Origin of the sequence: Agriterribacter sp. (assembly GCF_035445465.1) — a bacterium.
Lineage (GTDB): Bacteria > Bacteroidota > Bacteroidia > Chitinophagales > Chitinophagaceae > Agriterribacter.
The window spans coordinates 35188-54996 of the sequence record NZ_DAOMQT010000003.1; the positions used below are offsets into that span (position 1 = coordinate 35188).

At 45.2% G+C, this 19809-nt stretch carries 14 protein-coding genes; 7 read left to right on the forward strand and 7 right to left on the reverse strand.

Features of this window, described 5'->3' with window-relative positions:
• Positions 1-100: 100 nt before the first annotated feature.
• Complete coding sequence (locus tag PLE34_RS02480) at positions 101-1993, reverse strand: Nramp family divalent metal transporter (RefSeq protein WP_324553873.1); 1893 nt, start codon at positions 1991-1993, stop codon at positions 101-103.
• A 261-nt stretch (positions 1994-2254) separates the two neighbouring features.
• Between PLE34_RS02480 and PLE34_RS02485 the strand changes: the two genes are divergently transcribed.
• From PLE34_RS02485 to PLE34_RS02500, 4 genes are all read left to right on the forward strand, one after another.
• Positions 2255-3220, forward strand: coding sequence for a hypothetical protein (locus PLE34_RS02485; protein ID WP_324553875.1), 966 nt, complete (start codon positions 2255-2257; stop codon positions 3218-3220).
• Positions 3221-3249: 29 nt separating this feature from the next.
• A complete protein-coding gene (locus PLE34_RS02490) occupies positions 3250-4305 on the forward strand; it encodes a hypothetical protein (RefSeq protein WP_324553877.1) in 1056 nt (351 codons plus the stop codon).
• Between the two features lie 100 nt (positions 4306-4405).
• The gene (locus PLE34_RS02495; RefSeq protein ID WP_324553879.1) at positions 4406-5143 is read left to right on the forward strand and encodes an MlaE family ABC transporter permease; all 738 of its coding nucleotides are present in this window, start codon (positions 4406-4408) and stop codon (positions 5141-5143) included.
• Positions 5144-5158: 15 nt separating this feature from the next.
• Entirely contained in the window at positions 5159-5959 is an 801-nt protein-coding gene (locus tag PLE34_RS02500) for an ABC transporter ATP-binding protein (RefSeq protein WP_324553881.1), read from the forward strand.
• A gap of 133 nt (positions 5960-6092) precedes the next feature.
• Here PLE34_RS02500 and sucD read toward each other — a convergent pair whose 3' ends face one another.
• Positions 6093-6992 (reverse strand): succinate--CoA ligase subunit alpha, encoded by a 900-nt coding sequence (sucD, locus tag PLE34_RS02505; RefSeq protein ID WP_324553883.1) that lies wholly within the window; start codon positions 6990-6992, stop codon positions 6093-6095.
• A 262-nt stretch (positions 6993-7254) separates the two neighbouring features.
• Between sucD and PLE34_RS02510 the strand changes: the two genes are divergently transcribed.
• A complete protein-coding gene (locus tag PLE34_RS02510; protein ID WP_324553885.1) occupies positions 7255-7485 on the forward strand; it encodes a hypothetical protein in 231 nt (76 codons plus the stop codon).
• The gene (locus tag PLE34_RS02515) at positions 7475-7810 is read left to right on the forward strand and encodes a type II toxin-antitoxin system PemK/MazF family toxin (protein WP_324553887.1); all 336 of its coding nucleotides are present in this window, start codon (positions 7475-7477) and stop codon (positions 7808-7810) included. Before PLE34_RS02510 ends, PLE34_RS02515 begins: the two co-directional genes overlap by 11 nt.
• A 3-nt stretch (positions 7811-7813) precedes the next feature.
• On the opposite strand, the gene pbpC is transcribed toward PLE34_RS02515, so the two are convergent.
• From pbpC to PLE34_RS02530, 3 genes are all read right to left on the reverse strand, one after another.
• Entirely contained in the window at positions 7814-10156 is a 2343-nt protein-coding gene (gene pbpC / locus PLE34_RS02520) for a penicillin-binding protein 1C (RefSeq protein ID WP_324553889.1), read from the reverse strand.
• A gap of 145 nt (positions 10157-10301) precedes the next feature.
• Complete coding sequence (locus PLE34_RS02525) at positions 10302-15884, reverse strand: alpha-2-macroglobulin family protein (protein ID WP_324553891.1); 5583 nt, start codon at positions 15882-15884, stop codon at positions 10302-10304.
• Positions 15885-15938: 54 nt separating this feature from the next.
• Positions 15939-16520 carry a 4'-phosphopantetheinyl transferase family protein gene (locus PLE34_RS02530; RefSeq protein ID WP_324553893.1) on the reverse strand — a complete coding sequence of 194 codons (582 nt, stop codon included), beginning with the start codon at positions 16518-16520 and terminating at the stop codon, positions 15939-15941.
• A gap of 149 nt (positions 16521-16669) precedes the next feature.
• On the opposite strand from PLE34_RS02530, the gene dcd reads away from it, so the two are divergent.
• A complete protein-coding gene (gene dcd, locus PLE34_RS02535; protein ID WP_324553895.1) occupies positions 16670-17206 on the forward strand; it encodes a dCTP deaminase in 537 nt (178 codons plus the stop codon).
• Between the two features lie 137 nt (positions 17207-17343).
• Here the strand turns inward: dcd and PLE34_RS02540 are convergent, their stop codons facing one another.
• Entirely contained in the window at positions 17344-18498 is a 1155-nt protein-coding gene (locus tag PLE34_RS02540) for an alpha/beta hydrolase family protein (protein ID WP_324553897.1), read from the reverse strand.
• 132 nt (positions 18499-18630) lie between these two features.
• Positions 18631-19728, reverse strand: a complete 1098-nt coding sequence (locus tag PLE34_RS02545) for a Gfo/Idh/MocA family protein (protein ID WP_324553898.1) — start codon at positions 19726-19728, stop codon at positions 18631-18633.
• Positions 19729-19809 lie beyond the last annotated feature (81 nt).

Genomic DNA, 19809 nt, shown 5'->3' on the forward strand with positions numbered 1-19809 from the left:
TTGAGAATGGAGGTATGAGGGTGGAGGGTATAGGGTGAAAGGTATAGGGCCGTGACCTTGTACCTCCTTATACCTTGCAACCTGTAACATCCCACCCCCCTCACACATTCACCACCAGTACCGGAATTTTCAATTCATGCCTTACGGTGTTTATGGTTTGCCCGTGTATAAAGTCCTGCAAACCGCTGTGCCCGTGAGCGCCTATTACCAGCATATCGGCCTGCTGCTCCTTGGTAATACGTACAATTTCACCGGCTCTTTTATCGAATCCAAGCGCTATATCTGCTTTATATCCTTTTTCCTGCAAGGTTTTTTTATATGACAGCAGCCTTTTTTCGTCTTCTTTTGTTTCATGATCATCGCTTTCTCTTCCCAGCAATCTTGCAGAAACGCTTTCTACTACATGAATGAGCAGGTAGGTGGCATGTGTATTGCCCTGTGCAAGGGCATACGATATAAGTTTGCTGTCGTTTTTGCTGAAATCGAGCGCGACGGCGATTTTGTCAAACTTTGGTATATTCAAATCAAAGCTGTCTTTCATATCCGGATGTACTGTAAGTGAGGCTGGTTTGGCAATTTTGTAAAATAAAGGACGGAAACTAATATATAGCAAAAGACTGAAGAAAAAAACGCCGGCAGCAATAATAACAAATTTCCAGAATACATTGCCTGGGTTTTCAAAAATGGCGGCAAACTCGCCGCCTACCATTCTAATGTTAAGGTATACTAAGATGAGAGCAATGGTCCATGCAAAGAATTTGGTAACAGGCTTTATGGCGAATTTGCCCATCGTTTTTTTATCGCTTACAAAATGAATAAGCGGTATAACGGCAAAGCCTAACTGTAAGCTCAGTATCACCTGGCTCAGGATCAGCAAAGCGTCTAATTCTTTATCACCATAAATACCGATCACGATCAATGCAGGCACAATGGCAATGAGGCGGGTAATCAACCTTCTTAGTAAAGGGTTAATGCGCAGCCGGAGATAGCCTTCCATAACAATTTGTCCGGCAAGCGTGCCGGTAACGGTAGAGCTTTGCCCCGCGGCAATTAATGCGATGGCAAAAAGTGCCGAAGCGATATTGCTTCCCAGCAATGGAGATAATAACTGGTGCGCTTCTTCTAATTGGGCAACTTCGGTGCGGCCGGTTTTGAAAAAAGTAGCCGCGGCAAGTACCAGTATGGCGGCGTTTACCAGGAAGGCAAGGTTTAATGCAATGGTGCTGTCTACCACGCTCATCTTTAATGCATAGCGGATGCTTTTTTCGTCTCTTTTTATTTTCCGGGTTTGTACTAATGAAGAATGCAGGTATAAATTGTGCGGCATTACGGTGGCGCCGATAATGCCGATAGCAATATACAATGCTTCATTATTGGGTAAGCTGGGTATCAATCCGGTTGCTACTTCTGCCATATCGGGCCTGGCAAGCAGTATCTCAATTAAAAAAGAAATCCCTATCACTGCTACCAATCCTATAATAAAAGCTTCCATTACCCGCATGCCCATGCGCTGCAGGAATAATAATAGAAAGGTATCTAATACGGTAATGCTTACACCCCATAACAGGGGGATGCCGGTAAGCAGGTGCAGCCCTATGGCCATCCCCAGCACTTCTGCCAGGTCGGTGGCGGCAATGGCTATTTCGGCCAGTATATAGAGGATGAAGTTGATATATTTCGGGTAGCTTTCCCTGTTAGCCTGGGCCAGATCTCTTCCGCGCACGATGCCTAATCTTGCAGAAAGGCTCTGCAGCAATAAAGCCATCAGGTTGCTCATCAGCAGTACCCATATCAACGTATAGCCAAACTTGCTGCCCCCGGCCAGGTCGGTTGCCCAGTTACCCGGGTCCATATATCCAACGCTCACTAAGTAAGCGGGACCTAAAAAAGCCAGCGCCCGTTTCCATTTCGGTTTGTGTTGCAACCGGGTAGTGTCTATGCTTTGATGCACCTCGCTTAATGATACGTCTGAATTATTGCTGCGGTTCATCATGTGCAAATTGTATGTTGAGTGGATCGTTTGCTAACAGAATAATTCATATAATCTAATTAAAATTTTAGGCTAATCTAATAATAATTTTTTATTTTGTAATAATTTTAAGATCAACCTGTTTTATCCTTGCATTCGGGAGACATGCGCACCTGGTTATGTTAGCATTTCCCCGGTGCTATATGCCTGTTGCCGGTTGCCTGAACTGGTTTTATGTGGTGAAAATTCTAAAAAGCCATATTTTACAGGCTGAAACCAGGTAATATGCAAAAGTTTCTTACCATTTGTATGGCTGTACTTGTGTTGCTGGCGTGTAAAAGCAAAAAGAAGGACCTTTCCGGCGAAGACCCGGTGGATATCAATGATTTTATCGGGTTCTTCCAGGAGCTTCCCCTGCCTTATGCAATGGCCGATACCCAGATCAGCAGGAAGCTGCCCGATTCTTTATTGATCAGTACCAAAATACTGAATCAGTTTGTACCCGACACAGTATACAGCAAAAACTATGGAAAAAATACGCATCCTAAGTTTTATGCTTTAGGTAAAATAGAAGTGGAGCATAAAGAAACGTACCTGCTGGTGAAGGCGGCCACGCTTGCCAGGCAAATGGCTTATATTTTATGTTTTGATGAAGATAAAAACTTTAAGGCTGCGATGCCCCTGGTGCATAACAATCCTGACCGGCGTAAATCTATAACGGGCAGTATAGACAAGCGTTGGGTGGTTACTACCAGTGAAACGCATAAGGGTTCCGACGGACAGCAGTATTATAAGCTGAATGCATATGTTTATAATACCGCGGGCGTATTTACGCTTATTAAGATAGAATCCAACGAGCCGGTTGTTCCCAAAGAAGTATATAATCCTATAGACACTTTTTCCCGGAAGCATAAGCTGTCGGGCGATTATGTGCAGAACAAAAAGAATTTTGTTTCCGTACGCGATGGAAGAGATGCAAAAAAGCTATTGTTCTTTATACATTTTGAAAGAAAAGACGATTGCTCCGGCGAGCTGAAAGGTGAAGCCGTGCTGGTGAAGCCTAATATAGCGCAGTACCGGCAGGCCGGTGATCCCTGCGTGCTGCAACTGGCCTTTTCCGGGAATAAAGTAACTCTTAGCGAAGTGCAGGGCTGTGGCAATTACCGGGGGATTAAATGTATTTTTGAGGGATCATATACGAAAACAAAAGAGGCAGCGAAACCCAAAAAGAAGGTACAGGGTAAAAAATAAAAGGAGTATGATCACAAAATGGCAAAGGAATGATAGAGGGATACCATAACCATATTTCCCGTAAAAAGAATGTGTATGCGGTAAGCAAATCTTTTAAAAAATATTTAAAACGATATGGCAGGGAGATACAACTGCCCATTTCTTACGATTCGTTAAGGTATTTCCAGGGCGCTATGCCCTGTTATAATAAAAATGGTGAGGATACGCTGTGGGAAACCGTTTTTTATCATCAGTCGCTTACCCGTGAAATTCACCAGTCGCTCATACGGATATACTCTTTCATTAAAGCTGCCGGCGCCAACCAGGCTGAAGATCATTTGCATGTAGAAAGAATTGACTTTTGCGTGTTCGGCAATTCACAACCCTTCCGGGTAAAAGTAGTTAATAACTATAACGACGTATATAGCTATCTCTATATAAAAAAAGCAGACGCGTCCCGTATATTGGGGCTGGAGCTGGAACACCTGCTGTCGCCCTATTATATCAATTACTTAGTTGATAACGATACTTTAATTGAAGAGCATATAGCCGGCGTACCCGGAGATATGTTCATTAATGAGTTCCTTCACCGCCCGGATTTTAACCCGATACGTATTGCCAAGGAGTTTGTGAAATTTAACGAACGCTGCTTTGCCAGGTTATTGGGCGACATGAGAAGCTATAATTTTGTATTTGATATTACCCAGGACTTTGATGATGTGCAATTTTGCATACGCGCTATTGATTTTGACCAGCAATCGTATGAAGGGCGAAAAAACTTTTATTTACCACAATTTTTTAAGGAAAACAGGGTTTTTGTACAATTGGTGCAACAACACCTGAATGCCGAAGTAATAGAACAGTACCAGCAGGAAGAACGGGCCCAACTTTTTAAACGCATCAAATCGCAACGGCACCGCTTAGGCGATCTAAAGGCTTCTGTTGATAGGGATGAGCTGGCGCCTCCTGAAAAAATAAGGCAATTGTCGCAGGAGCTTGCGGCGTATTTCGGCAATGATAAATTTCTTCAGTGCCACAGTATGGCTGAGGTGCTCCGTATCCAGTTGAGGGAGCTTGTGGTAACGCATTTGTATAAAAGCTCATGAATTATCCGTCATCCGGTATTACCGGAAATGCGAAATGCAGCATACATCCCGGCGGATTAAGCATTTTCAGGTATTTTTGTTTCACTATTAAATATCCCTCATGAATTTTTTTAACCATTTTGGTCGTTATATATTGATGATTAAGGGAATGTTTACCAAACCCGAAAACTGGAGAATGTACTGGAAAGAACTGATGCACCAGTGCTCGGATATTGGTATCGGATCTTTAGGTATAGTAGTAGTGGTGGCTTTGTTCATTGGCGCGGTATCCACACTGCAAACTGCTTACCAGCTGGTAAGTAATCTTATTCCGAAATCTACCATTGCGCAAATTGTACGCGATACGGTGATCCTTGAATTTGCGCCTACCATTACCTGTATTGTACTGGCGGGAGTGGTAGGCAGTAAAATTGCGAGCGAACTGGGCAACATGCGGGTAAGCGAGCAAATTGATGCCCTTGAGATCATGGGAATCAATACCAAGGCCTACCTGATCATGCCCAAGATACTGGCTTCCTTCATTATGATCCCCCTGCTGGTGATCATTGCAGGCGTACTGGGCATATGGGGCGGGCGGCTGGCAGGAACCATGGCGGGCATCCTATCTCCCGAAGAATTTGATGGGGGACTGTTAAGCGGCTTCCTTCCCTTTAATGTAACTTTTGCATTGTATAAGGCCTATACTTTCGCTTTTATCATTTCAAGCATACCTGCTTATTTTGGATATTTTGTGCAGGGTGGCGCACTTGAAATAGGCAAGGCAAGTACAACAGCCGTGGTTGCCAGTTGTATAATGATACTGTTTGCAGATTATGTATTGGCCGCATTACTCTTATAAAATCAATATATCCTCATGATCGAGATAAAAGATTTGAAAAAAAGCTTTGGCGATAAGGTAGTGATCAATAGTGTGAGCGCAGTAATGGAAACAGGAAAAGCCAACCTTATTATTGGCGCCAGCGGAAGCGGGAAAACCGTTTTAATGAAATGTTTGGTGGGTCTGTTTGAGCCCGACAGCGGTGAAATATTATACAGTGGCCACAGCTTTACCGGTATGGAAGAAGAGGAAAGAAAAGAATTACGCCAGCAAATAGGTATGCTGTTCCAGGGATCGGCGCTGTTTGACAGCCAAACCGTGGAGCAAAACGTGATGTTTCCCTTAGATATGTTTACCCGGCTATCCTATGCAGAAAAATTAAAGAAAGTAAATGAAGTTTTAGACAGGGTTAACCTGAAGGATGCCAACAAAAAATTTCCGGCCGAAATAAGCGGTGGTATGAAAAAGCGGGTGGGCATTGCCCGTGCCATTGTATTAAACCCGAAATATCTTTTTTGTGATGAACCCAATTCAGGGCTTGATCCGCAAACCTCGCTGGTAATTGATAAGCTGATTTACGAGGTAACCAGGGAGTTTAATATGACCACTGTTATTAATACGCACGACATGAACAGCGTGATGGAGATAGGCGATCATATTGTTTATATGCACCAGGGAGAAAAAGAGTGGGAAGGAAACAATAAGCAGATCATATACAGCAAGAGTAAAAAGCTCAATGATTTTATTTTTGCCTCCGAATTTTTGCAGGATGTAAAAGAGATGCGCATGCGGGAAGCGGAAGGAAAGGCGCCCAATGGGAAAAATGGCAGCCATTAGCTATCGTTGCGGAGACAGAGTCTCCGGAGAACATAACAGGTACGAAGTCCGGAGACTTCGTACAGCGGAAGACTTCGTACAGCAGTTGTTTTAGCATATCTGCCAACTGCATAGTTTATCGTAAACTTCGGGTTTATATCTTCACAAGTTTCTCTGCTGCTTTCATTGCTATTACCTCAGCCATTGTTTTACCAATGTCTGCCGGGCTGTCTGCTACGGTAATGCCGCATTCGCGCAGTATTTTCATTTTGGCCGCTGCCGTATCGTCTGCGCCGCCAACAATTGCGCCTGCATGACCCATACGCCTCCCCGGAGGGGCGGTTTGTCCGGCGATGAAGCCCACCACAGGTTTAGTGCCGTTTGCTTTAATCCATCTTGCCGCCTCGGCCTCCATGCCACCGCCAATTTCACCTATCATTACAATGCCATCGGTTTCATCATCATTCATGAATAATTCTACCGCTTCTTTGGTAGTAGTACCAATAATAGGGTCGCCGCCTATTCCGATAGCGGTTGAAATGCCCAGTCCTGCTTTTGCCACCTGGTCTGCCGCCTCATAGGTGAGCGTTCCCGATTTGGAAACAATACCAATCCTGCCTTTTTTAAAGATGAAGCCCGGCATGATACCCACCTTGCATTCGCCGGCTGTAATTACACCCGGGCAATTGGGGCCAATAAGCCTTGATGCGGTGCCTGCCAGATAATGTTTAGCTTTGATCATATCCTGCACAGGTATGCCTTCCGTTATACAAATAATAAGCCCGATGCCTGCTTCAGCAGCTTCAATAATAGCATCGGAAGCAAAAGCCGGCGGCACAAAAATTATAGAAACATCAGCGCCGGTTTGCTGTACCGCATCCGCAACGGTGTTGAACACCGGGCGGTCTAAGTGCTGCTTGCCGCCTTTTCCGGGCGTAACACCGCCTACCACCTGTGTTCCGTATTCTATCATTTGTGTAGCATGAAAAGTACCTTCTGTTCCGGTAAAACCCTGAACAATTATTTTAGATTGCTTGTTAACTAAAACCGACATGATGTATATATTATTACTGTTTAAGTAGCTGCGCAAAAATAGGGGAATTTCAGGGAATATCAGGTTGCAGATTGCAGGTTGAAGGTATGAGGCATAAGGTATGAGGTGTTGGTGTCATGGGTATCAGGCTCTGTCTTAGGTTAAGGGTCCGTTAACCCTAACAATCCTTCCTGGTGGCAGTGATGTATGTTGAGCATCATTTATAAAAATGATTTAATTTGAAGGATATACTTAAAGTATATACCTTTATTAAAAGGAAAGTATGAAAATATTATCATTAAAACTGGACGATGAAATTTTTGATGAAACAGAAGATATTACTTCAAAGTTAAAAATAGCCAGGAATCGTTACATCAATGAAGCGGTTAACATCTATAATCTTTTCAACAAAAGGCGTCTTTTAAAGAAGCAGCTTTTAGAAGAATCAAAACTCACAGGTAAAGATGCTATGGAGGTTTTGCATGAATTTGAAAAGTTAATGGATGAAAATTAAGCAATACGACATTTGGCTTGCAGACTTAAATCCTGCCAGAGGAACAGAACCTGGTAAAACACGACCTGTTGTTATTATTCAAACAGACCTTCTCAATGATGCGCATTTTTCTACAATCATCTGTCCAATTACGACCAATGTAAAGCCAGACATTCAATTGCTGCGCGTACATTTAAAGAAAGATCAACTCATTAGTATAGGTGATGTTTTAGTTGATCAAATAAGGGCAATTGACAACAGACGCCTGATCAGGCAGATAGGGAAGCTTAACAAAGCACAAATTCAAACCCTAAAGCAAAATATCAGGATTGTTTTAGACTTATAAAGCTTAGTCCTCCTTTTCTAAAATCACGAATTGCCGGGTAATACGTTCTCCGGTTTCATCTACGATAGTTACAAAATGAGTTCCGGGATTCGGATCCAATGCCATTTGATGCGTATGAACGGTAGTGCCGATATAAGTATCATCTAAATGCCAGAAAATTTTTGCCTCCGGTTTTTGATGTGCAGCGGTAAAAACGGTTCTTCCCTTTTGTCCGCTAATTTCGCGGGGAACGTAAATTTTTGCATCGGGTTCGGGATAAATAAGCGCCATAGGCTTATGTGAATCCCAGGCTGCACAGCCCGGCTTATAAGGCGGAACAGGCTGGTAATCGAAATGCTTGCGTTTATAATACCATTCCATTGCCGGCGGAAGCACCAGCCAGCTTTTATGCACCATAGCGGAAGGTGACACACAATTTTCGGTTACCCGGTATTGCTGGTCTGCATCTAAGTGAATAACGGTATGATAAGGGCAGAGCGGACCATTAATAGCATTGGGTGAAGCTTTTAATGTGTCAATATCGGTGCAATCGGTATTGGCCCTGAACCCTGTTTGCCTGCACACTGTTATATTGGTGTATTGCAGTGCGGGCTCAGCAAACCAGGGCGACGCCGGCAATGCACGAACGATATCAAACAGGATAGGAGCGGCAGCCTGTACTCCGATCAGCCCCGGCCGGCCTTCGCCGCTGCCATTACCGGCCCACACCGCAATTACAAAACGGGGTGTTACACCAATGGCCCATGCATCCCTGAACCCGAAGCTGGTACCGGTTTTCCATGCCACCCGCTGTGCTGAGCCGAATTGCTTCCACAGCCCTTCTTCTCCCGGGCGCATCACCTCCTCCATTGCCTGGAACATATACCAGATAGAAACGGGGTCAACAAAATTGAAGGTTGCTGTTCGAGCTGCCAGGGTAGTTGAAGGGCTATTTTGCCGGCTGGCAGCATCAAGGTAATAAGGTGCATGAAAATCTTTTGCCAATACTTTCCCGTTATTTTTTTTGGCATGTTTGAGCGCTCTTGCCATTCCCGCATACAATCCGGCCATACCCCAGGGCGTAACTTCACAGCCGCCCAGGATAAGCGACAGTCCATAGTGATCAGCTGGCTGGTTTAAAGTAGTGATGCCTGTTTTTTTCAGCAGATCATAAAAGCGCGGGTACTTATAATCACGCAGCATGCGTACGGCAGGCACGTTTAATGATCTCAACAAAGCACGGGAGGCCGGAACCGCGCCGTCATAATCGTAGTCGAAATTTTGGGGCGTATAACCTCCGATCTGCGTAGGAATATCGGGTACCAAAGTATGAGGCAGTAACAAGCCGTCTGTTAACATGCCGGCATACAGTATGGGTTTTAAGGCGCTCCCTGGGCTTCTGCGCGAAGTAATGATATCAACGCTGCTTTGCAGTGTTATGTTTTCGGGGTGATAAGCGTTGCCTACGTATGCCAGGGTTTTTCCGGTTTCCACCTCTAACACCAATGCACAAGCGTTGTTGATTCCATTGCCTTTTAAGAAACGGTGATGCTGCTCTACGATCTGTGTAACCGTGTTTTGCAGGTTGCGGTTAATAGTGGTTTGAACACGTGTATAAGTGCCGGGAGCCGCTTCCTGTTTAAACCGCTGCAATAAGTGCGGCGCCAGTTGGGGTAAAGGCTTTGGCGCCTGGGGCAGGGGTTCCAGCTTGGCGAGTGCACAGGTAGTGCTGTCTATCTTTTTTTCTGCCTGCAATTTATCTAAAAGGCGGTTTCGTTTTTTTAACAGCGATTCCCTGTTTTTCCCCGGATGCACGAGTGCCGGAGCATTGGGTAATACCGCCAGCGCCGCCGTTTCGCCCCAACTGAGCTTATCCGGCGCCCTGCCATAATACCGCCATGCGGCCGCATCAAGTCCTACTACGTTGCTGCCAAAAGGCGCATGAGATGCATACAAAGCCAGTATACTTTCTTTGGAACGGGCCATTTCCAGCCGCACCGCTAATATGCTTTCGATGAGCTTCTGAAAAACATTCCTGTTTTTATTGCGCGATAAACGGATCACCTGCATGGTAATGGTACTGCCACCGCTTACTGTTTGCGAAGATTGTATATTTTGCTGTAAGGCCCGGAATATAGCTAAGGGATCAATACCCGGGTGATGGCGGAAGCGCTTATCTTCAAAGCTGATGATGCACTGCCTGAATTTCTCCGGTATGTTTTCATTATACGGGAAACGCCATTGCCCGTCAGAGGCAATAGTAGCGCCTAATAGTTCTCCCTCGGCATCTTCAATAATATAAGAGGTGGGCGACTGGAACAAGGGATCGGGCAAACAAAACCCAAACCATACCAATCCTGCAATCATACCAACCCAAAATATTTGGGTTCTTCTTTTTAGTTTGCGGAACCGCTGATATATGGAAGAAAAAGACAGGCTCATTTAAAAATATATCATCCGGGCTTTAATTGTATTAACAATAAATCACAAACCGCAAACTATAAATCACAAATCATCTCACTTCTACCCATTTCCCTTTTATGCCTGCGCTAATGGTATTATCGTACATGGCTTCGCAATATACACCCGGTAAAAAATATTTTCCTGCATAAGCCGCGTTCAGCATTACATAATAGGTGAGGGTTTCTCCTTCCTTTATATCAAAATGGGTATATACCCTGTCATCCCGAATATCCTGATAGCTGAAAGGAGAAGATTTAAAGCTGCCTTCATTATCTAACATGCGGGTATTCAGTATTTCCCATCCGCCGGGGAATACCTGCGAAAGGGTCATGTTGTTATACTTACCGCGGATGCCCGGATTACGGATGCTTACCTTTGCTACGAAATCTGTTCCCTGTGCTATGCTTTCAATATTCAGCGGATTACCGCTTAAGCTGGCATAGCTAACGTTCAGGGATAATACATCGGCGTTATTATTTACCTGCAGGTCTTCCCCGGTAACCGATTGCCCCTGTGTGATAAGCCGTGCATATAAAACATTTGTTCCCTTATTGGTAAGGGTTATTTTTTTATTGGCGTCTGTAACGCTTACCGGTATTTGTGTAATATAGGATTGTGTATTAATGTTCACATTTTTACCATTTACGCTGGCTGCAGCAATTATTTTTTCTCCCCCCGTGTTTGTTCCGCAATAAGCGGCAATAGCTACCAGGCTATACGCCGTGGTTTGCGTGCTGTACCAGTTTTCAGTTGCTAACCGGGCGGAAACGGATCGCAGTACTTCCTCCGCTTCTTTTCGTTTATTCATTAGTGTGAGCGTTTCCAGCACCATTGCCTGGTCGCGCAAACCTGAACCATAGGTAATGCCGGGCAATTTGCGTTCTTCGAAGGCGGTGGGTAAGCCTGTAATAAGATCAGATGCTACTTTTTGCTGTCCTGCCAGTTCATAGGCCGCAGCCAGCCTCCATTTGGCCTCCGGTGAAAGATATTTGAATTCCTTTAACCGGTTCATAGCGCCTAATTCGGGCGATTTGGCCAAAGCTAAAAGATACAGGCGATAAGATTGTGTAAGGTCGCCACCATAAAAATTGGTGGTAGATGGCGCCCAAGCGTTAGCTTTACCGCGCTGATAGCTAAGCCACTGCTGCATCAGATCTGTTGGCACAATATATCCTTTCTCCCGGGCTTTCAGTAAAAAATGACCGGCATAGCTGGTTCCCCATTCATCGCTTTCGGTTAATCCCGGCCAATAGCTGAACCCGCCATCCGCGAGCTGAAAGTTTTTATAGCGCTCAATACCTGCGCGAACATTCCTTTCCGTTTCCGCTTTTTTACGGTCGCTCAAATCCGTTAGCTGGCTAAGCACCAATTGCGGAAATACTGCGGAAGTAATTTGCTCAATGCATCCATGCGGGTATTGTATAAGATAGGCTAACCTTTTTTCAAGATTAATGGGCGGTATGCCTGAAATTTCAAGCGTGGCTTTTCCGTTTACCGGAATGCCAACAGGTATTACCGTTTCATTCCATTGCTGGTCCGCCTGGAGCACCGATCCCACTACGGTGGTTATTGCTGGGTTAGGATTGCGTACATCCAGCTCCACTTCGTATTCCGCTTTTTCAGCACCGCCGGATGCGGTAAGCTTTACTTTGCCGATACCTGTATTTTCTTTCACCCTTACGCTAAAATACACCATCTTTTCCCCGGGTGATGTAAAAGACACCTTCCGGGAAGCATTGCCCACAGTTTCAAGATAAGCGTTGTTTTGGAGCGTTACGGTTACATCGCGTATATTATTTTCCATGACAAAAACAGTAACCGGTAGTTTAATGGTTTCCATTGGTCCAAGCACACGGGGCAGGGTTCCCAGAAGCATCAATGGTTTTTTTACCGCTATGGTTTTTTCTGCGAAACCATAGGCATCTTCTCCTGCGGCAACCACCATTGTCCTTACCGAGCCTATATAGGGCGGCAGTTGAAAGTTATGCGTTTGCTTTTGACCTTTTTTTAAATGGAAGGGGCCCATATATTTTACTACCGGCTTAAACCGGTTGGCTCTTTTTTCTTTGGCGCCGCCACTGGCTGCTTCATCACCCCCAATGGTTAAGATCCGCTCAAGCCCCGCACCCCAGGCGCCAATAACATTATCAAACAGGTCCCAGCTTTTTACGCCCAGGGCTTCCCTTGCATAAAAGGCATCGTGCGGACTGGGTGTTTTAAAACGCGTAAGGTCAAGCAATCCTTCATCTACTATCGCCACGCAATAGGTCATGGCTTTACCTGATGTTTCGGAAACGGTAACGGTAGTTTGTTGTTCGGGGCGTATCACATCGGGCATACTGATCACCGGTTTGATCACGGTGTTCCTGTCTTCAATTAAAATAGGAATAACACCATACATGCGGATAGGTAAATCATTTACCGTTTGTGCATGGGGTTGCAGCAAGCTTACATTGGCATATATGTTAGGCGCCATGCCGGCTTCGGCTTTAAAGGTATACAGGGTTTGACCCTCCTGCGTTTCGATCCAGTCTGTTTTTATAACACGGCTGCCCGATTCAATGCTGATCAAAGCCCTTCCGCCTTTGCTGCCTGGTATTTGAAGCGTGATATCCTCACCCACATTATATTTTTCCTTATCAGAAGTAAAAGACAACATTGCCGCAGCGGAAGGATCGCCGGTATTACCACGGGCCTGCCACCAGGGATCATCAAAGTATACCACCTGCCCGGTAGTATGCCCGCTGCTGCGGTCTCTTACTAAAACCAGGTAGCGGCCCCAATCGCCACCGGGAGCCGAAAAAACCCATTTGCCTGCACCATTGGTTAAACGAACGGTATCTTTCTTCAATAATTTATTATAGGTGTCCTGTGTAAAATTGCTGAAGCCATCGCCGGTATTATCCCACCACCAGCGCCAGTTTACGCGGTACAGTTCTACCTCCATTTGTTGTGTGCCGGATAATGCATTGCCATTGGCATCTACATTTACAACAGGCAGTTCGTAGCTTTTGTCGGTTAACAGAAATCCCCAGGGTTTCTGTCCTTCGGGCATATTAATTCCTGCATAGCTTTTATAAGGACTGTAGGGGATAACCATATTGTCTACACTGAAAGCGCCGCCCGGCTCAAAAACTTTTACGAGCAGGCTGGCGGTGAGCATGCCCGGGGCATTTTTTATGGCGCCAAATGTTGTTTGCACAGGCGCCGCACCTTCTTCATTCAACCTGCCATCGAATATGGTTTTGGTTTCGGTAGCATATCCTGCTGTGGGGTCATCAAAATGATAGTTGGGATATTTTTTGAAAACCGTTTTCCGGGCATATAATGAGACATCAATTTTTGCCGAAAGATTTTTTGCAGGGGTGCCAAATAGCCATTGCGATTTTAGCGTGCCTCGTGAAACGCCGTCTTTGCCTAATACGGGGTCTTTACCAAAATCCAGGTCAATCTTCAGGCGGTTAGGCATCACCGTTTCTACCTTCAGCCTTTTTTCGAACACAGCCCCACCCACTTTAATCCTGGCCAGCCAGTTGCCCGTAGGAGAGGAGGCATCCGTAGAAGTGGTGAAAAGATAAAAGCCATGTTCGCCCTTGGTTTCAACCATGCGTTTGTATAATTGTCCCTGCGGTGTAATTAAACTCAATTCTACCGGGTGATCCTCAGGTAGTTTGCCGGCTTTATCTTCAATAATAAAATTAATGTACATGGTATCGCCCGGCCGCCATACGCCGCGTTCCCCAAAAATAAAACCTTTGAGGCCGTTCTTTACTTCCACGCCCGATACATCAAAACGGCTCAGCAGCAAGGAGCTGCCATCGTCTAACTTCAGGTAGCCTTTTTCGCTGCCTTTTCTGGCTACTAACAAGTAAGGCTTTTTTTTCAAGTCAAAATTGGCCAGCCCGTTTTTATCACTTTTGGTTTTAAAAAGCACCTGTTGCTGGTAATCGAGCAGTTCCAGCTCCACATTATCCACTGGCGTTGCAGACAGGATGTCGGTTACGGCAACAAGCATGCTGTTGTCATTGCCCCGTTTGGCTGTTAGCCCTATATTGGATGCTATGATATTACGGCTGGCCCATCTTTCTTTATTATAATAAGAGGGGCTGCAGGGGTTATCGCGCTGGTTCCAGTTATACCCGTAGGGATAATACGCGTTGTATACTTTCCAGAAGCCGTCATCGCTGTCTAATCCGCCGTCATCATCGCTGCTGTACCAGTTATAATATTCGTTCTCATCGTCGTCAATTTTTTTATCAGCGGCGCGGCAGGTATACAGCGAATATTCTGGCCGGAACCCGATTGTTATATGGTATATCGCACCGGGTTCTGTTTTCAGGTATTTGTCTATATCTAATGAAAACTTTTGTTTACGGTGCAGGTCAAGTGTTTTGTCGTTATCTAACCGTAGGGTTTGCTGTACAACGGGCGTGGCTACACGACGAAGATCATATGCCCCGTCATAGTTGTTAGACTGAAAAAACCGGGGAATATTATTTTCATATATTTTAATAATGCTGATGTCCACTGCGCTGAGGTTAATGGTTTCAAAAGGCAGCACCAGCTTGCCGGAGTTGGGCAATATAACCCCGCGGCCGCGAATGGTAACGGAAGGCAGGCGGTTTTCAAAAAACAGGTTGGCGGTAAATGCTTTATTTAATTTGTTGTTCCAGATACTTTGTACGCCCTCGTTTACGGTAATCGTATAGTTACCGTCAAAATCATCGGGCACGTACAGCTTTACCTCGCTGCCATCTATGCTATAGCTTAGGTCTGTTTTATTGCTTACAGTGATCAGCCCGCTGAGTTGCTGACCGGTGGCAACAGCACCTGAAAACTGAACAAGCACATAGTTTTCTGTTTCCTGTACCGCCCGGATGTTAAGTACTTTAAAGTCGCCTATGGCCGGAACTTCTACTTCTTTGCTGCCTTTTTCCTTCAGTCCTAACGGAGCACCATCCCACTGTAGTTTTAATGCGGATGCGCCGGTTCCGCGTTTAATATCTCCTATAGTAAAGCGGTGGGTGCGGGTGCTTTCGTTGTGCTCCCATTTTATAGCAGGTGATTTACCCTCGTAAGCGGCAGCCAGTAATTTTTCAACTATAGCAGATGATTCTATATCGGCGGTCTCTATTGTGCCATTCAGCATCATCATTTCTTTTGAATTACCCACTGCTTTCAGCCCGTTTTCTTTTACATAGAAGCCCGGCGCTACTGCCTGCACATTAAAGGTAAAGGTGGCAAAGGCGTCCGGAACATTAGTGGCCTTGTTCAGCTTAAAATGCACCGTATATAGTTGTCCAGGCTTAAGATGTTCATCAGGTTTGAATTCTATGGTCCTGGCATCTACCCAATATGCTTTGCCTTTTACCGAAGGCGTAAAAGAAAACAGGGGCGCTTTAAGCGCTTCATTCAGCGCATGGGTTGAAGGTGCTTCTGCGGCTAAGCGTACCCGTATAACGGCCGCTTTTGAAATAACGCCCGAAGTATAACCGTCTACATACCGGCTGAAAGCAGGATCAACGCCTGTGATCTTTTCTTTTTGGTTACAGGCGAAGAACAGTACGGAAACCAATAAGAACGGAATATACCATTGTTTGCAAAAAAGGGCGATGCGCTTGATGTTCGTCATACAGGATGAGTTTAAACTTGCATAAAGCAAGGTAAAATTTTAATACATATCGCATTAAACCGGTAAGGTCATCACCCAAACCAGGCATATTTCTTTAAAATTAACAAAGGGCAGCACCAGCGATAAGCGTTGTTCTTTTAAAAACATACCGTTCATATTTCCTTTTCCCGGTATAGAAAGCGTATTTCCGGGAGGTTGTATCCTGATCTGGTCACTGAAATCCACTTCACCATTGCCATACCATTTAAAAACGGCTTCTTTGGCGCTCCATAGCAAGGTTAATTTACGCAGAAAAACAGATTCGGTTGCGGGGAGTACGCCGTTTTCATTTTCCATAATGCTTAATTCCTCCGTATGCAGGAATTTATGGCGTACACGGGCAACCTTTAGCGTGGGAATTTCAATATCAATACCCACCCGATACGAGCGGCTTACGATAGCTGCCGCGTAATCGCCGCAGTGTGAAATGGAGAAATGAAAAGCTTCATCGGGTAAAAAAGGTTTTTTGGTGCTGGCTATTTCAATCAGTTCATGCGGAAATTCGGGAAAAAGAAAGCGCAGGAGATAGCGGCCGGCTAAATGTTGCAGGCGTTTATGCGGATGGCTGATCTCCTGTTGCAGGGGAACCTGTGCCAAAAAAAAATCTTCAGGCTCGGCGATATGCCAAACCCCTAATTTTGTTGATGCGTTAATATTATGTTGAAAAAATAAGGGCATTACAAAAAACGAAATCCGAAATTCGCCGCGAAAGGGATTCCGGGACAAATAAACAAATAAATCAGCGAATGATACTATCTGACAAAAGAATACTGGAAGAAATAGAAAAAGGCACTATTAAACTGGCGCCTTACAACAGGGAGTGTTTGGGCAGCAATTCTTACGATGTGCACCTTGGTAAATGGCTGGCCACCTACCGCGAGCACATATTAGATGCCAAAAAGCACAACCAGATAGAATATTTTGAAATTCCCGATGAAGGATTTGTGTTATATCCACATATCTTTTACCTGGGTGCAACGCTTGAATATACAGAAACGCATGCCCACGTTCCTTTCCTGGAAGGAAAATCTTCTACCGGCCGTTTGGGTATTGACATACATGCTACCGCAGGTAAGGGCGATGTGGGTTTTTGCGGTAACTGGACGCTGGAAATATCTGTTAAACAACCGGTACGTATTTATAAAGGAATGCCTATCGGTCAATTGATCTATTTTCCGGTGGATGGTGAAATTGAAGTAAAATACAACCAGAAAAAAAATGCCAAATACAGCGGGCAGCCCGATAAGCCGATTGAAAGCATGATGTGGAAGAACAGTTTTTAAATTTGAAAGTGTGGTAATTTGAAAATTGGGAGGCAGGGTACAGGTTACAGGTTGCAGGGTACAGGTTGCAGGGTACAAGTTGCAGGCCCCTAACTGCAAACAATAAACCACAAACCATAAATCAAATCAGTCCGGTCTTACTGGTCTAACAGTTTCAACACCGCTTCATCACCCATTACCGCGTTGGCGGGGCGTGGATGAGCGGCATTAAATACTTCCAGGTCTTTTTGATCTAAAACTTTCGCAGGTGTTTCATCAATATCGCCAAAGCTATTGGTAACGGCTTTGAGGTTTAATGCAAGATGCCTGGCCATAAAGGGATACATGGCTTTTCGCTTGGAAGGGCCATAATCATGCTTTTCATCTGCCAGGTGAACCAGGGCTACATTTTTTTCTTTTTTATACAAGCGGTATACCTGCTGCATAAAAGGGTATTCTACCGTTGGATTGTTTTTTGTCCAGTCGTCGCCATCCGATATCAGCAGCATGGGGCGCGGAGCAGCCAGTGCGGCGATCTCCACGTTATTGGTCTGGAAATCGCCTTTTTTATGAATGGGCATACCGCTTTCGCAGGTACAGCCGCCAAAGAAATGTGCGGAAACCATTACGCAGGGTACGGAAACTTTAATGCGCGGGTCAAGCGCTGTTAGTAAAAAGGCTTGTGTGCCGCCGCCCGATGCGCCTGTTACGCCAATGCGTGCGGGATCAACCCCCGGGAGAGATAGCAGGAAATCGAGCGCCCTTGTACTGTTTATGGTTTGCAATTGCAGCCCCTTTGGCAATTTGTGATCGCATTGTTTTGAATCGCCATAACCGATCATATCCCAGGCGAAAACCACGGCTCCCATCCGGGCGAGCGTAGCGCAACGTATTTGCATTTGTTCATGAAATCTGCCGTCCGGATCAGCCCAGTGCCCGTGAGGAGAAAGAACTCCGGCATAAGATTTTTGTGGTGTAATCGGCCGGTACAGGTTTCCTGTAACATAAAAACCGCGCAGGCTTTCAAACGCTACATTTTCCACGGTATAGCCATCCATTATCTTTTTGCTGTGAATGATGGGTTTGGATACAGGTTTAGCCGGCATTGTTTCTAATTGCATGCCTTCGCGTATACGTGCCCGTATTTGGTCGGCACGATGCTGCCAGTTGCTTAAAGCGGCAGGTGTATGTTCCTCTAAGAATGCTTTGCCCTGCGCTTCGGTAAAATAAGCGCCTTTGCATAGTTCTTCCTGCGCAACCAAACTTCCTGAACCCATCAGGCAAAAGAAAGCGAATACCAGTATTTTATTCATGGTGATATAGAATGAAACAGTACTTTATTCAGACAATAATAACAACAATTTAGGATTTTCTTTCTTACTGCCGGAAGCATTTCCAAAAAGCCTGCTGCTGAATAAAATATTTTAAAAATCAACAATTAATGATTATTTGTTCAGCAATACTGTTTTCCCTGTTTGGGCCGAAGAACGGGCAGCTTCCAGTATGCGCACCACGGTAACATTATTAGGTAACGCGTAGAGCCCATCATCTGCTACTGTAATTTTCTTTCGCACCACATCGGCGAGATAAGTGAAAGGATTTTCATATACCGGGATATCTTTCGCGGTGTATTTGCGGCTTTGTTCCGCTTTGTCGTTTTTTTGTTTGATACGCATATCGCTGTTGTTCACTGTAATCACGTATCCTGTATTGCCATACAGCTCCATGTCTTTCCGGCCAAAGGGCCAGTTCCATGAAGCCTGGATGATAGCCTGGGCTGTGGGATATGTTACAATGATGGTTGCCTCGTCATCCACTTTAGGATATACATCGGGTTTAAACTGCCGGGTAACAGCGGTTACCGATAGGGGTTGTTCCCCTTTCATCAGCCATGTCATCAGGTTGGCGCCGTAGCATCCAAAATCAATAATAGCGCCACCCCCGTTCTGTACAGGATCGGTAAGCCAGTCTAAAAATGCCCTGCTTACGCCTATTTCCTTCGGGCCTTCATGACCATGATGAAACACCGCTTTTTTTAAGCCGCCTGTATAATTGCTGTCGTTAATCAGTTGGTATGCTTTTGCTGTAGCCGGGTACCACGAGGTTTCATAGTTGGTGAGCAGGTGAATATTATATTTCCGTGCAAGTGAATCCATCTCTAGCGCATGCGCTACGCTTACGGCCAGCGGTTTTTCCACCATCACATGTATGCCTCTTGGCGCGCAGGCCTGCACTACGGAAAGATGATCATAAATAGACCCGAAAGCAACTACCGCTTCCGGCTTTACGGCATCCAGCATTTTACCCAGGTCGTTGAACAGCAGCTTATCATCCAGCCCGAATGCTTTGGCAGATTGTTGTAATAATGGTTTGCTGGATTCATATACACCTACCAGTGTAATGTCACTTTGAGGTTTCCTGCCCAGTATCCAGCCGGAATGACCGTGCGATATACCGGCAACGGCTACACGAACAGGCTGCGCGGTGATGCAGGCAGCCGGAAGAAGGCAGATACAGCAGAGAAGATAACAGATAATTTTCATGACAGTTGTTTGAGGTGTGAGGTTTCAGGTCTCAGGGTTCAAGGTTCAGGTATCAGGACATACACTTTTTAACTGTCTCCA

Coding starts and splice junctions, on each gene's coding strand:
- PLE34_RS02480 (WP_324553873.1), bottom strand. CDS start 1,993: ATGATGAACCGCAGCAATAATTCAGACGTATCATTAAGCGAGGTGCAT.
- PLE34_RS02485 (WP_324553875.1), top strand. CDS start 2,255: ATGCAAAAGTTTCTTACCATTTGTATGGCTGTACTTGTGTTGCTGGCG.
- PLE34_RS02490 (WP_324553877.1), top strand. CDS start 3,250: ATGATAGAGGGATACCATAACCATATTTCCCGTAAAAAGAATGTGTAT.
- PLE34_RS02495 (WP_324553879.1), top strand. CDS start 4,406: ATGAATTTTTTTAACCATTTTGGTCGTTATATATTGATGATTAAGGGA.
- PLE34_RS02500 (WP_324553881.1), top strand. CDS start 5,159: ATGATCGAGATAAAAGATTTGAAAAAAAGCTTTGGCGATAAGGTAGTG.
- sucD (WP_324553883.1), bottom strand. CDS start 6,992: ATGTCGGTTTTAGTTAACAAGCAATCTAAAATAATTGTTCAGGGTTTT.
- PLE34_RS02510 (WP_324553885.1), top strand. CDS start 7,255: ATGAAAATATTATCATTAAAACTGGACGATGAAATTTTTGATGAAACA.
- PLE34_RS02515 (WP_324553887.1), top strand. CDS start 7,475: ATGAAAATTAAGCAATACGACATTTGGCTTGCAGACTTAAATCCTGCC.
- pbpC (WP_324553889.1), bottom strand. CDS start 10,156: ATGATTGCAGGATTGGTATGGTTTGGGTTTTGTTTGCCCGATCCCTTG.
- PLE34_RS02525 (WP_324553891.1), bottom strand. CDS start 15,884: ATGACGAACATCAAGCGCATCGCCCTTTTTTGCAAACAATGGTATATT.
- dcd (WP_324553895.1), top strand. CDS start 16,670: ATGATACTATCTGACAAAAGAATACTGGAAGAAATAGAAAAAGGCACT.
- PLE34_RS02540 (WP_324553897.1), bottom strand. CDS start 18,498: ATGAATAAAATACTGGTATTCGCTTTCTTTTGCCTGATGGGTTCAGGA.
- PLE34_RS02545 (WP_324553898.1), bottom strand. CDS start 19,728: ATGAAAATTATCTGTTATCTTCTCTGCTGTATCTGCCTTCTTCCGGCT.